Annotated in this window: 11 protein-coding genes and 2 pseudogenes; 7 read left to right on the top strand and 6 right to left on the bottom strand. The window is 43.9% G+C overall.

From position 1 onward, the window contains the following. Window positions 1-209 precede the first annotated feature (209 nt). The 3 genes from P5674_RS14865 (at window position 210) to P5674_RS14855 (ending at window position 2,760) form a co-directional block, all read left to right on the top strand. Complete coding sequence (locus tag P5674_RS14865) at window positions 210-371, top strand: hypothetical protein (RefSeq protein ID WP_014274456.1); 162 nt, start codon at window positions 210-212, stop codon at window positions 369-371. Between the two features lie 32 nt (window positions 372-403). Beyond that, on the top strand, window positions 404-982 hold the full coding sequence (locus tag P5674_RS14860) for a DUF4114 domain-containing protein (RefSeq protein ID WP_014274455.1): 579 nt from the start codon (window positions 404-406) through the stop codon (window positions 980-982). A 122-nt stretch (window positions 983-1,104) separates the two neighbouring features. Then, window positions 1,105-2,760 (top strand): SpoIID/LytB domain-containing protein, encoded by a 1,656-nt coding sequence (locus tag P5674_RS14855; protein ID WP_315670066.1) that lies wholly within the window; start codon window positions 1,105-1,107, stop codon window positions 2,758-2,760. 82 nt (window positions 2,761-2,842) lie between these two features. On the opposite strand, the gene P5674_RS14850 is transcribed toward P5674_RS14855, so the two are convergent. Continuing rightward, complete coding sequence (locus P5674_RS14850; protein WP_006619147.1) at window positions 2,843-3,142, bottom strand: ferredoxin; 300 nt, start codon at window positions 3,140-3,142, stop codon at window positions 2,843-2,845. Between the two features lie 322 nt (window positions 3,143-3,464). Here P5674_RS14850 and P5674_RS14845 point away from each other — a divergent pair, with 322 nt between their 5' ends. Then, window positions 3,465-4,484: a Gfo/Idh/MocA family oxidoreductase gene (locus tag P5674_RS14845; protein ID WP_315670065.1), complete on the top strand. Its 1,020-nt coding sequence runs from the start codon at window positions 3,465-3,467 to the stop codon at window positions 4,482-4,484. On the opposite strand, the gene P5674_RS14840 is transcribed toward P5674_RS14845, so the two are convergent. Next, entirely contained in the window at window positions 4,470-4,640 is a 171-nt protein-coding gene (locus P5674_RS14840) for a hypothetical protein (protein ID WP_157888673.1), read from the bottom strand. The genes P5674_RS14845 and P5674_RS14840 overlap by 15 nt on opposite strands. Window positions 4,641-4,965: 325 nt before the next feature. Here P5674_RS14840 and P5674_RS14835 point away from each other — a divergent pair, with 325 nt between their 5' ends. From P5674_RS14835 to P5674_RS14825, 3 genes are all read left to right on the top strand, one after another. Further along, window positions 4,966-8,742 carry a hypothetical protein gene (locus tag P5674_RS14835; protein WP_315670064.1) on the top strand — a complete coding sequence of 1,259 codons (3,777 nt, stop codon included), beginning with the start codon at window positions 4,966-4,968 and terminating at the stop codon, window positions 8,740-8,742. Window positions 8,743-8,964: 222 nt separating this feature from the next. Continuing rightward, window positions 8,965-9,141: a hypothetical protein gene (locus P5674_RS14830; RefSeq protein WP_006619144.1), complete on the top strand. Its 177-nt coding sequence runs from the start codon at window positions 8,965-8,967 to the stop codon at window positions 9,139-9,141. A 79-nt stretch (window positions 9,142-9,220) separates the two neighbouring features. Further along, the gene (locus P5674_RS14825; RefSeq protein WP_231852093.1) at window positions 9,221-10,702 is read left to right on the top strand and encodes a peptidoglycan-binding domain-containing protein; all 1,482 of its coding nucleotides are present in this window, start codon (window positions 9,221-9,223) and stop codon (window positions 10,700-10,702) included. A gap of 94 nt (window positions 10,703-10,796) precedes the next feature. On the opposite strand, the gene P5674_RS14820 is transcribed toward P5674_RS14825, so the two are convergent. The 4 genes and pseudogenes from P5674_RS14820 to P5674_RS14810 form a co-directional block, all read right to left on the bottom strand. Then, window positions 10,797-11,321 (bottom strand): transcriptional repressor, encoded by a 525-nt coding sequence (locus P5674_RS14820; RefSeq protein WP_014274450.1) that lies wholly within the window; start codon window positions 11,319-11,321, stop codon window positions 10,797-10,799. A 148-nt stretch (window positions 11,322-11,469) separates the two neighbouring features. Then, window positions 11,470-12,699: an RNA polymerase sigma factor SigC gene (gene sigC, locus P5674_RS14815; protein ID WP_043468027.1), complete on the bottom strand. Its 1,230-nt coding sequence runs from the start codon at window positions 12,697-12,699 to the stop codon at window positions 11,470-11,472. Window positions 12,700-13,311: 612 nt separating this feature from the next. Continuing rightward, window positions 13,312-13,449 (bottom strand): annotated as a pseudogene (locus tag P5674_RS26620) (IS1 family transposase); the annotation flags it as partial. Then, window positions 13,443-13,733, bottom strand: a pseudogene (locus P5674_RS14810) (transposase); the annotation flags it as partial. The pseudogenes P5674_RS14810 and P5674_RS26620, both read right to left, overlap by 7 nt.

The following is a 13,733-nucleotide window of genomic DNA, read 5'->3' as shown; positions in this document are numbered from 1 at the left end:
CCAATTATCTCTCCGTATTTTCACCTAAAAAATATCATAATCTTTATACAACCCATAATTTGTTTAAAGATTTGGTAAAGATTCCTAATTTTGCTGGACAAATAACTGATCCCTGTTCCATAATAGACTCATCAGCTAAAAAGTTATGAATCTTCCAGGACTCGCATCTTACTGAACTGTTATCTTAAAACTTACGGAGACCAACCCCCATGAAATCCACAATCCTCGCAGCATTTACAGCCGTCACAACTACCCTAGCCGTTGCTGGTTACGCTGCTGCATTCACTATTCAACGAGCCGATCAACAATTTCAAGGGCTGATTAACTCCGGTGTTTTTAATGACTATATCCACACCGAATATCAAGCCTAGACCCCTCATTTGTTTCTAGTCGTCAGCTAGATTTGAGTAAACTCACATTAGATTTCGACCATGAAGTTAAAGTGCATTTCCTCAGTGAGGGTGCCAATTACCGCAACCAATTAGGTGTTTCCGCTACGGGGGCTACCAACATATCAGACACTATTCTGTTTGATGATATTGTCTGCCTAACTAGCAGTTGCTCAACTTATACCGGTTATCGAAATTCTCGCAACGACCCAACCGCTAATCCTTTACAAGCAGGTGATTTTGTCAGCTTGGGTACAGTTAACGGAGGAACCACCCTAGACTTTTTCCTCAATTCAGATGGTTATGGACGCAGCAACCCTACTCGTTTATATGTTGACTCCAGCCGGAACAGAAATGGATTCCAACAAGTGATGGCCTATGAACAATCTGGCTATCTGGTGTTAGCTTTTGAAGATATCGTCGGTGGTGGTGACAGAGACTATAATGATGTTGTGTTTGCCCTTGATATCGGCAAGAAAAATATGAATGCCATCAGAGGTGTGCAAGTTCCTGAACCTACTATGGTGTTAGGACTCCTAGCAGTTGGCGCAGCTTTCTCCCTTGTCAGTCGCAAAGGTGAACAAAAATCTTAATTTCAATCCCACTCGGAAATCTTGTGTAACTACCTCCAGATCTCCCGTTAGATCCAATTCTAGCGGGAGATTTTGGTTTGATCATTCATAATTGATCAATGTCCTGATATCTGAGAGTCCAGATGATAAACGCGACAACAGCCCCCCAACCTAACCTATACTCCCGGAGTAGTGATCAATGTGTTCCTAAGAGTTTAGCCAAGTGGCCAATGGTTTTAATGTTCGGATGTTTATTAGGACTGACACCGAATAAAGCGATCGCCCAAGAAGAAATTAACCCTATCCTAGAAGTCGGGGTAGTGCAGCAATTTGGCAAAACCCCCACAGATACCCTCGTATTGCAAGCCAAACCTGGCGACCATCTAACCCTGCGTTTTGCCACCCCCCAAGGTGAACAAATCCTGCATACCCTCAGCGCCGTTATTCAGGTGGAAATGCAGCCCCTTCCAGAACCCCAAGTTAAGGAGCGTCTGATTTTCAGCAGTCACCGCAGCTATGAAACCGCCGCACAGCAGGCTAACAAATGGCAAGAAATGGGAATCGAAGTTGAACTAGCGCAACCTGATGTATGGCAGGTTTGGGCTTCTCGGGAAACTTACTCAACCCCCCTGTTGCGCCGATGGTTGCTAGAAAGCATAAAAGCCCAGGGCTATCAGCCTACCTTCACTAGCCAAGCAGTCACACAGAAACCCGTTCCCTATTGGATCTTAGGTGGCTATCGTTACAACCGCCAAGAGTTAAAAATTGAAGCTACCCAGAATATCATTTCCGTAGGTAAGAAAAGAGATGATCCCCAGGCTTTAGTTTATGGAGGCAGTTTAAAACTCCAGCCAGATGCCTACGGAACCTATACCCTAGTTAATCATGTTCCCTTAGAAACCTATTTGCGGGGAGTTGTACCCCATGAAATGGGCGCATGGCCTCCGGCTGCTTCTATTGAAGCCCAGGCTATTTTAGCTCGTACCTATGTCTTGCGGAATCTGCATCGGTTTGAGGCCGACAATTATCAAATTTGTGCCAATACAGATTGTCAAGTATATAAGGGATTAACCGAGGTTTACCCATCCACTGATAACGCTATTACTAACACCAAAGGCCTAGTGCTGACCTATGATGGGGAATTGGTGGATGCCGTCTATTTCTCCTCTAGTGGTGGCATTACTGCTAATTTTAATGATGTCTGGGATGGACCCAAGCCCCCCTATCTCAGGTCAGTATTAGATACTACTCAAAATGTGTGGAACCTGGAAAGCTACAGCCTAGCTGATGAACAGAACTTCCGGCGGTTTATGACTCTGAGGAAGGGTTTTAATGAAGAGGGTTGGAGTGATTTTCGCTGGCAATACCGAACTGATCTCAAGGCCATGACTAATCATCTGCAATTTTATCTCAAGCGTCGCAAAAGTCCCCTGGCAGATTTTAAAACTATTCAACAGGTGAGGGTGGTGGAAAGAGCCCACTCTGGCCGGGTGTTGAAAATGGAGGTAGAAACTGATCGGGGTGTTATCCCAATCCATAAGGATGAGGTCCAAAGTGCTTTTTGGCCTCCTATTAGTACCCTATTCTATATTGATCCGATTTATGGCCCTAACCAAACTCTCCAAGGCTATAATTTTGTCGGCGGCGGGTTTGGTCATGGTGTCGGTTTCAGCCAAATTGGATCGCATAAACTCGCCCGGTTGGGGTGGTCTAGCGATCGCATTTTGGAATTTTATTTTCCGGGGACTCAACTAGAACCCCTGAACAATTATTTAATCACTGGGCAGCAATCTCCATAAATCCTGGCTATAGGGGAAGGAAGAACAGATCCACTGTAACCCAAATAACCTGTTCTCCCTTCTCTGACCAGGTTGGAGAAACTTAGTAGAGTCCTTCTTCTTGGTGAGTTTGGATTGTGCAGTCGGAGGTGGGATAGGCTACACAAGTCAAAACATACCCAGCTTCGATCTGATCATCATCTAAGAAAGACTGATCAGACTGGTCAATGCTACCACTGGTGATTTTACCAGCACAGGTGGAGCAAGCACCAGCGCGGCAGGAATAGGGCAGATCTAGTCCAGCCTCTTCGGCAGCATCAAGAATATATGTATCATCATCGCAATCGATGGTTTCGTTGATGCCTTCAGCTTCGCTAATCAGAGTGACTTTGTAAGTAGCCATTCAGTGTTCCTCTCTAGTTCTCAAAAAAATTGATAAGAAAAACCTATATAAATCACAAGGGAATATTAGGCTGACTCCCTGTGGTCTCGGTTTTCTTCACTTTCTGATATTAAAGGAAAAACACGAGGTTGTAAAACCTTTTACGGCCATATTATGAACGGTTTTTGTTATAAATTTTTCTAATTACATCCCAATTGCTTATATCTGATGTGGCCATTACATAGGGCCAGGTGGTTGCACTGTCGTCAGCATAAGGGATAATAATGGATGAGTTAGGGTTTTAACCCTTCGTCATATCCCCCGAAAATATATCAGTCTATAGATGACAGCCAGTAATTTTTCTAATACAATTTCTGACCCTTCCACTATTCGCGTCGGTTTGGTGGGCACTGGGTATGTTGCTAAGTCCCGCGCCCAAACCCTCTACAGTGATCAGCGATCGCATTTAGTCGCCGTGACTGGTCATAGCCCTGAAACTACAGCAGCCTTCTGTCAGGAGTTTAATGCCCAATTAGTCCCTAATTGGCTGGAATTAGTACAACGGGACGATTTAGACCTGATTATCATTAGCACCATTAACCGCGATCATGGTGCGATCGCAAAAGCCGCCCTCGAAAATGATAAGCACGTGGTCGTTGAATATCCCCTCTGTCTTGACCCTCAACAGGGTCAGGAGTTAATCGCCTTGGCTTCACGCCGCCAAAAACTCCTTCATGTGGAACATCTCGAACTTTTGGGGGGATTGCACAATGCTATCAAAGCAGCTTTAGAGGCGATCGGAACCGTATTTTATGCCCGCTACAGCACTATTAACCCTCAACGTCCCGCTTCTGATCGCTGGACCTATCAAAATTCTCTGTTTGGTTTTCCCTTGGTGGGGGCCCTTTCCCGTCTACATCGCTTGACTGACCTATTTGGTGCTGTCGCTTCTGTAAATGCCCAGAGTCAGTTTTGGAATGTCGATAGCGATCGCGATCGCTATCGTTCCTGTTGGTGTCAGACTCAGTTACACTTTACCTGTGGAACCATTGGCGAAGTCGTCTACGGAAAAGGCGAAACCTTTTGGGAGTCCGAAAACCTTTTTACCCTTTATGGAGAAGCCGGAACTTTGATATTTACCCCAAAAGGGGGCCAACTACTACAGGGAGATATCCCTCAACCTATTGAAGTCGGAAGTCGTAGCGGTTTGTTTGTGCGGGATACTCAGATGGTTCTCGATCACCTTTTTGACGGAACACCTCTTTATGTTTCTAACGCAGATAGTCTTTATACCCTGAAAGTAGCTGATGCCGCTAGACAGTCTGCTGAAACAGGCGAAACTGTGATTTTAACCCAGAGTTAATCTAATGGCATTGAACATCAGTGACAACTTCGGTATCACCATCAATAATTGGGTAAGCTGATCATAATGTTCTAACAACATGATATTAAGATTAGCCCGAATTTGAGCCATTAGACAAAGAACAGAGAGAAATGGTAGTTTAGTCGCTGAAATCATGGCTGGGTTTGAACTGTGGTGGTTGGTTTATGCTTTTATACTATTCACAGTTCATCCCTACCCGTAGCGAAATTATGACACTGTTTTAATTGGGGTCTCTCCTGACACAATTCCCAAATCTGTTATCTATGTAACTGCTTGATTTCCTTAACAATGGCAATGGATTATCAGCCACTTCATTAATTGGCACAAATTTCCCATCCTCTCGCCTATACTAGCTTCATTATATATTTAGGCGATCGACTTGGCAAATATTGCCAAAATCATTTTTCGATGCCAGAATAGTTTTACTTACCTGTTAGCATTAATCAACCTTCCTGCAATTATGTCCTCACCCTTGGAACGATGGATCGCGATTAAAGTTACAATTAATCCAGATCATCCTGATCTGTTGTATGGTTTGGAATATTGGCTAGAATTAGGTTTGATTTCTCAAGAACAGGTTAAACAACTCTGTAAACTGCATCTAAGTCAACCCCTACCCTTACCGCCACCTTCCCGCGTATATCATCCCCATGTTAGGAAAGCTCAACCACCTATTATTAGGGAACCTCAAACTACTTTTACCGCCACATTACCGCCAAACATTCCCCCCGTAATCACCCGATTATTACAGTCTTTCAAAGCTGAACTCAGTGTGCGTTGGCTGCTATTTTTAGGACTGTTTATGGTGGTCGTATCTTCCGGCGTACTGGCGGCGAGTCAGTGGGAAAGATTCCCTGCTTTTGCACAATATACAGTATTGCTTGCTTATACTTTGGCATTTTGGGGCGGTAGCCAATGGACGGAAAAACAGAATAACTTAACCTTGACTGCTGCCACTTTGTGTCAAGTTACCTTACTGTTAATTCCCCTCAATTTTTGGGCAATGGATGGCTTGGGATTATGGGGATATCCCCTAGGATGGATTACCATTGCGATCGCCACCTTTCTCCTATCCACCACCACCATTAAACTCTATTCTACACCATCAGTTACCCACAAGCTACAACTAGCCAATTTATTACTAATCAGTTACCTTCACTGGGGGTGGAGTTGGTCAACATTTCCCATAATTGCCATTTATTCAGCCGTAATTATCACCGCCTCTATATCATTATACAGTCGCCAACAACTTAATCAGCAACCCTTAGCTAATCGTGATATCGCTCTGTTAATTTATGGCCTAATTATTATCCTAGGTCGCGGTATTTTTGTCGCCGAAGTACCCCTCGATACTTTGGGATTGGCTGTAGGTATTTGTGGCTGGTTAATCTACTCTTTTTCCTCGCCATTAATAAATCGTAGCGGCTATGGATTACTAATTTTAGGATGGTTGATTTCTTTGATATCCTATCCTGGGCACGCTTTTGTTATTAGCGCCTTAGTAATTTATATCTGGAATCAACACCTGCGAAACTCTTGGCGACGGCGGGATTTATTAGTAATATTTGCCATAGGATTACAGATGATTTGGTTACTAGGACTCATGATTCCTAGTGGCATTAGACAAACTGCTATTATCAATGTTGCCGCCATTACTAATAGTCAAAATTACCCTTGGTCACTACTTAGCTTGACCTGGTTTCCTTATCTGATTTTGATGCTGGCGGTTACTGAGTGGCTGTATCAAATACCTAAGCGCAGATTAGCATTATTTGGTGAGAAAATCGCATTATTATTAGGAGTAGTTTTAGCTTTGTTGGGGGTGATTAATCCTCTCACGCGATCGCTTAATTTAATCGCCTCAACTTTAACCTTAGCCGTAGTTACGAAACGCCGAACTTATCACCCATTTCGAGTCTATTTAACCCATATAACCGCTTTACTAGCTGTCGTCAGTAGCATCAACTGGCTAATTCCTACTCTCAACTATACTAAGTGGGCGATAATTTTATTATTACTAATGTTAGGAGAATTTGGCTTATCTATCGCCAGCCATCATCACTTTCTCTCTCGATATGATACCCCAGATCATAGTTGGGGAAAAAGTGGTTTTTATCTAGGTTTAGTCTTGGCGGGTTGTAGCTATCTCCTACTTAGCAATAGCATTGAACCTGTCAATTTAATCTGGTTAATCACACCTTTGGGCTTGACTTTTATCGCCAAATATGGTAGCAATTCACAACAAAAACAATCGGCTGAATTAGCCATTGTGACTACAGTAGTCGCGCAACTGTTGACAGTCCAACTACCTGTAATTTGGGCGATATCTTTAGGTATAAGCACCGTCATAATTGCCATTAACTCCTATTATATACGTCGGCTAATTGTAGCGGCGATCGCTTTGGGATTTGGTCTCAGTTTCTTAACCGCTATACTCTGGGAATTACAGATACTTTCTAACCTAGACTGGTTACTCGTTAACGCCATCACATTGGGGAGTTTGTGGATATTACGGCATAATTTACTCAACCGGGAAGCCTTATTAGCCAAACTTTATAGACAAGCAGCAGACCTGTGGGCAACTTCACTGGCGGCGATACAGTTACTACTGCTAACCTTTCATTCTCTGTCAGTTTTTCAACAACAAATACAACCGAGTTTATTAGCTGTCCTAGTCATCGCTTTAACCGTAGCAGCCATAGCCTTTCGGACTCAGACAGCAACTCTATCAACTCGCAGTTTTGATAATGGTATTTATGGAACATTTTGGGGGATACAATTACTCGTATCCGAAATATTGGGATTTTTACCCCACTCTTTAATTCTGTTGGCGATCGCCAATACAGCTTTAGGAATTATCGTACAAATAGGCGGTGATTGGTGGCAGCAAAAACACCCGGATTTGAGTATCCCTCAATCTTTACAAGTTATTCCTTTATTATATGGCATACTGGGAAGCCTCCTAAGATTTAATGAAATAGCTGTTTGGACTGGTTTAAATACCCTCGGATTTGCCTTAATTTTAATAGGCGTGGGACGGCGACAGTATTCCTTGAAACCCCTAGTTTATTTGGGAATAGTAGGAGTATCAATCGCCGCCGGAGAAATGTTATTTCAGCAAGTCAGTTACCAATCCCTAGCTAATCAATTAGTCGCCTTCACAGTATTAACTACCAGCTTCGTCTATCTGTATCGGATCTTATCATCAACTTTAGCAAGATTTTTGCATCTGGTGGCGGGGGAAATTACAGCGATCGCCCATTGTCATTGGTTAATCGCTAGTGTATTATTAGTAATATCCTGTTTTCTCCCCGGAAATTCCAGTCCCTTAGTAGGGTTAGGAAGTGGCATCCTCCTCAGTCGTTATGCGATCGTACAGGGTCGCATTCAGCCCCATCAACAGCCACAAAATATCTGGGTTTATGTAGGTTTATTACAAGCCGTAGCCATCGTTTATTATGTGATTGATGTCCTGAATTTGGGAAATATTCTGTTTCCCTGGATAGGTGCGATCGCTTCTATAATTGCCTATTATTTCTATATATCTCCCTGGGAAAATTGGGGATGGTCACAAACACCCTGGCGACGGTATGCAGTCGTTTTACCAATAGGATCTATTGCAATTATCCATAGTTTCATTAATCCCCCTCAACTCACCTCCTGGTATATAGCCACCGTCATCACCGCCATTTTCTATGTATTCCTAGCCGAATTAAGTCAAAATATTCGGTTTACTTACCTTAGTCTTTTTCTCCTGAATTGGGTAATCTTAAAAGCCATTGTAGCCACTCCAGCAGCTACTTATTTACTGTGGATAGTCACCCCTCCCGCTTTATCAATGTTATATATTCTGCAAGTTGAACCCTACCTAAAAGGTTCCCAACGCCGACCCCTTCGACACCTAATCCGTATCCTCAGTATTAGCTTAATTTGCGTAATCTCCTTATTAGAAAGTCAATGGGTAGGAATTATTCCCGGTATCATTAGTTTAATCGCCATTGGTGCTGGTTTAACCATCAAAACTCGTGCTTTTTTGTACATTGGAACAGCCACATTTATCATTAATATTGTCAATCAATTAATAATTTTAAACTCAGTTTATTCCTTTATAAAATGGATAGTAGTTTTTATCGGCGGATTAATGTTTATTTGGGGTGCCGCCAACTTTGAAACCCGCAGAGACCAAATTCTTAGCCTATTCCAAAACTCCCTTCAAGAATTAGACAGGTGGGAATAGCCCTAGACCTTTGAGGATAAATTCCCAGCAAATACCAGCCCCAGGTTCCTGACCCAGAGCCAATTTTGTTAACTTTCTTAAAAAACCACCCTAATTTCCCCGCCGAATGTTAAGAAACTTATCTAAAGTTAAATCTTAATTTCAATTTAGCAACTTTTCGATCCACCTCCTCAATCATGGTGCTAGAGTGGCAGCCATTGGAATTTATCATTCTAAAAAACTATGTATAAACCCAAATCAGAACGTGATCCCATTGGTGCAGCCGTGACCGCTGGCTTAGGGGCTGGAGTAGCTACATCTTTCGCAGTTAGTCAAGGTCAAAGTCCTTGGGTAGCCTTGGGAATTACCGCTTTTTCAGTAATTGTGGCGATGTTATGCGATCGCGCAGGTTTGGTATAAGTAATATAATGGAAAGGAAACCGAAACCTAGGGTTTTTTGGGTTCAGTGTTTCCCATTCCTATATTTTCCTGAAGAATTATGATGGAATCCTATGCTTATCTGTACCTCGCCCTGAGTTACCAAAATCCTCAGCAACTCATTCTCAATAGAAAACTATCTACTCAAGCCTATCGATGGCTTCTGTCTCTAGGGACAATGCTGCTGGTTCTGAGTATAACTTATGCAGCCCAGGCAGTTTTAGCTATTGGGGATTTCGGACCCGAAGTTACCCAAATTCAGAACCGCCTCAGAGAATTGGGATATTTAAGCGCTAACGCCACCGGATACTTTGGTGAAGAAACTCAAAACGCAGTGATTCAGTTTCAGCGCGATAACCGTTTAGTCCAAGATGGCATAGTTGGTCCTAATACCGTTGTGGCTTTGATAGCAACCAACCAGAACACCGCCAGCCCCCCTCTCAATACTACCCCAGTAAGCGATCGCCAATTAATCGGTTTAGGATTAGGAGACAGTGGACCCGGAGTTACCAACCTCCAAAATCGCCTGCGAAATCTTGGTTTCTTCAACAACAACTCCACCGGATATTTTGGACCAATCACCCGAAATGCCGTCATTCGTTTTCAGCAAGCCAACTCAATTGCAGCCACAGGTCTAGTCACAGAAGACACCCTAGCCATTCTCAATCGCGGAACCGGTAGCCTCGCTGGAAATGTTAGCCTCGGTCCCGGTAGTTTTGGCCCTATAGTCGGCTTAGTACAACGAGAATTGCAGCGACTTGGTTTTTTCCCCGGTCAAATTACCAATTTCTATGATGAGGTAACATTCCAAGCCGTTCGTAACTTTCAAATGGTTAATGGTCTCACCCCCACTGGTTTTATTGGACCCACCACCCAAAGCCTCCTCGCTAGTCAACAAATGTTGGGTAATAGTGGTATCACTTCCAACTCTACCAATGTTTCCATGACCCAATCTAATCCCTCCTCAATTCTCGTGCTGGGAAGTCGAGGAGCAGATGTAATTGCACTTCAGCAGCGATTACAGCAATTAGGGTACTACACAGGGATGATTGATGGGGTTTTTGATGAATCTACCCGCGTCGCTGTGGTTCGCTTCCAACGGGATAATGGCATCACCCAAACAGGTCAAGTCGGACCTACTACCCAGTTCCATTTAGCTAGAGCTACTACCCAACGTCCCATCATACCCGTAGTTCCAGCCGGTCCAGGGTCCGTCGTTAGACCTGTGGTCACTAATCCTAATACATACATAACAATCGGTAACGCCGGAGAAGATGTGCGGCGTATTCAAAGGCGGTTAAGGGAGTTAGGCTTCTATAATGGCCCGATTAATGGCTTTTTTGACGGCCAGACCCAAAATGCTGTGATTCAATTTCAGCAAGCCTATAACATCACTACCACCGGGATTGTTGGACCAACTACAGAGACCTACTTATTTAACGTCACTCGCCGTAGTTTTGGTCATATCAACAATCACAACTCTGTCAGCATCAGTTCTTCCGATACCTCGCCCGGTCTACAACGCCAAACATTCCACAAATAAATAAATACAAAACCCTTGAGGAACCGCATCAACCCCCCAGCTCGTGCCCTAGGGATATAAAGCGGTTCCTGGTACCACGCCGCCAAATTGCCAATTAATCAGGGTTAACGTACTCACCGGAGGTTTCTGCGATCGCCTGAGAACAAGACCAATTAGTAGAAACCAATGAAGGCCAACCCATCCGTAAAGCCTCATGACAAACAGTATGAACTGTCAATTGGCAATCTAGCAAATGTAACCCAGATTTCTCCGCCTGCTTCAAACCAATTTTGGAAATCGAATCATTCTGAAATTCTATCGTTTTGTTACACTGTACACAGACAAGATGGTGATGATGGTGTGGGTAAGGCTGATTTATTTCATAATGCTTGTGGCCTTCTGCAAGTTCCAACTCTCGCAAAATTCCCATCCGCGCCATTAACTTGAGTGTGCGGTAAATAGTAGACAAACTAATCGTCTCCCCACGACCTTTTAACAAATCATAGAGATCCTCAGCACTGAGATGATTCCCTTTCGGCAAATTTTGAAAAACATGGAGGATAGTTTCCCGCTGAGGAGTCAGTCGCCACCCTTTGTTATTCAGTTCCGATTTAAACGAAGTCGCGGTATATAAAACCATCATTAAACTATCAATAAAACCTTAATACTGACAATGATACACAAGATTTTGAGATCCTGTCAAAAAAACTGGCTTATTGAGAATCAATTCTGATAAACCTAAGGGGGCGAGTGTTATAGTCGATAACCCCGCCACCAAAACTCAAAACCTAACCCAAGGAGTCAAGATAATCACGCACTCGGTTACGACGCTTAGGCTGGCGCAGTTTTTGCAGAGCCTTAGCCTCAATTTGGCGAACCCGTTCCCGCGACAGATCCAAAGCACGGCCAATTTCTGCTAGGGAGTAAGGATGACCATCACCCAAGCCATAACGCATTTGGATTACAGCCCGCTCCTTACCACTGAGATCAGCTAGGATGTGCTGTAGTTCCCGGTAAAGAGATTCCCGCATCAACAGTTCTTCCGGGGTGCTTTCTTCTGTTTCGAGCAAATCTCCTAGTTCCGTATCTTTGTCGGTTCCGACTTTGGTTTCTAAGGAAACTGAACGGGGAACCCGCAGCAGCACTTCCCGAATTTGATCCGGGGTCATCTTTAACTCGGTGGCGATGTCATCAATGGTAGCCGTGCGACTTTTTTCTTGGGAAATCTTGCGCTGGGCTTTCTTAATTTTATTGAGTTTCTCGGTAATATGCACCGGAAGCCTGATAGTCCGGCTCTGAGTGGCGATCGCTCGGGTAATTCCTTGGCGAATCCACCAGTAAGAGTAAGTGCTAAAGCGGTAACCACGGGTAGGATCAAACTTTTCTACGGCTCGTTCTAATCCTAGGGTTCCCTCTTGGATTAAGTCTAATAGTTCTAAACCACGGTTTTGATATTTTTTAGCAACCGATACCACCAGGCGCAAATTGGCTTTGATCATGTGATCTTTAGCCTGTATTCCTTCCCTCTGGACCTGTTTTAGCTCTTCCACACTCAGGTTAGCTAGTTCCGCCCAACAGCGCTTACCTTCCGCCATAATCTGCTTGAGTTCAGCGAGATTAACCCCCCCAGCAGCAGCCCAACGCTCTAAAGAGGGACGATGGCTTAATTTAGCACAGAGGCGATCGCGGACTTTCAGGAGATTAACATAAGTCTGGAGTACCCCCCCGTTGGTTTCCGCCTCCGTGTCCCGCAATTCCACCAGTTGTACATAACGTTGAACCTTTTGGGCTTCCGAGACTTCCTCATCTCTTCCCAGTAAGCGAACCCGACCAATTTCTTGGAGGTACAGACGCACTAAATCCGTGGTGCGCCTACTGGTGTGAGCCTCAGAGAGATCAACATCACTGAAGTCAAGGCGGATGAGTTCATCTGTTGGTAGTTCCATATCCTTGTCCTTAGAAGAAGTTGGGAAAGTTTGGGTGGACTCTTTATCGGGGGAAGCTTTGGTGGCTGACATGATCGTGATCTCAGTTGCTTTTGGTTGAACACAAATTGCTCTCACAGGGCCTAGGATTTAGTATTCCCAGGATGTTAAGGTTGGCGATCGCACTAGCTAATTCTTGATTCAGGTTAAGACCGCTCTTGAGTCTTTCAGTTCCCAATGTTGCCGATCAGCAATCTGAGTCATGAATTATTGGTGAGGGATACCTGAATTAGTCAGTATATCAATAATCAGGGTTACTTTTTCAGGTCTGTTACCTAGTATATGGAAACTCCCTCATTAAAGAAGTGACCCCTATCAGTTAACAAGCTAATCTTCATCACCTGTAATGGGGGTTCCCGATCACTTTTGAAGAATCTATGAGTTTCGTAATAAAAGTTTACAATGCCCGCCTGAACAAGCAGCGATGTCAGACTTAGCCACACTGATTTGAGATTTTCTTGCCCAAAATTGTAGCAGGCTTTTTTGGAGAATTTAATTCAGTCTAACACAGTTAAGTTAAACAAATTCCCAAGCTGATCTTAAATCTCAAAAGAGAACTCCCGTTAAGCCGAGCGGCTTAACGGCGAGATGAATTTTGACCAGTAACCAAACTCCGGAAGCGAATCCTTTTGTAGGGTGGTAGTGCTAAAGAGGTAATGATGCGTTGTAGTGATGGATAAAATACCAAATGCCACCAATGTGATTCTGCAAACACTTGGAAAAGGACAAGGTCTTGGGTACTAAGCGAGACACTGGTTGTCTCAAGGTATTGTTAAACATTTCTCTATCTTGTTGAGGTCTGGCGAATAAGGCCGAAGATAGAGTAAACGGCATTGAGCTGCCTCCACCAGTTCAGCCTGCCGCCCCCCTTTATGAAACGTTGCATTGTCAAATACTAGAGTTTGACCTGGCTTCAATGTTGGAATTAAGATAAACTCCAACCACAACTCAAACACTGTCCGATTACAACAACCCTCACCTCAAAGGTAAAGGGAGTTAAGAGTTGTTGATAACACCATGGGGCCATATAGCTCACCCTGCCCTGCCTCTTCCCGGATTTGAGGGCA

Source organism: Limnospira sp. PMC 289.06 (assembly GCF_032350395.1).
Lineage (GTDB): Bacteria > Cyanobacteriota > Cyanobacteriia > Cyanobacteriales > Microcoleaceae > Limnospira > Limnospira platensis.
The sequence above is the reverse complement of the archived record's forward strand: the minus strand, read 5'-3'. Positions and strand labels throughout refer to the sequence as shown.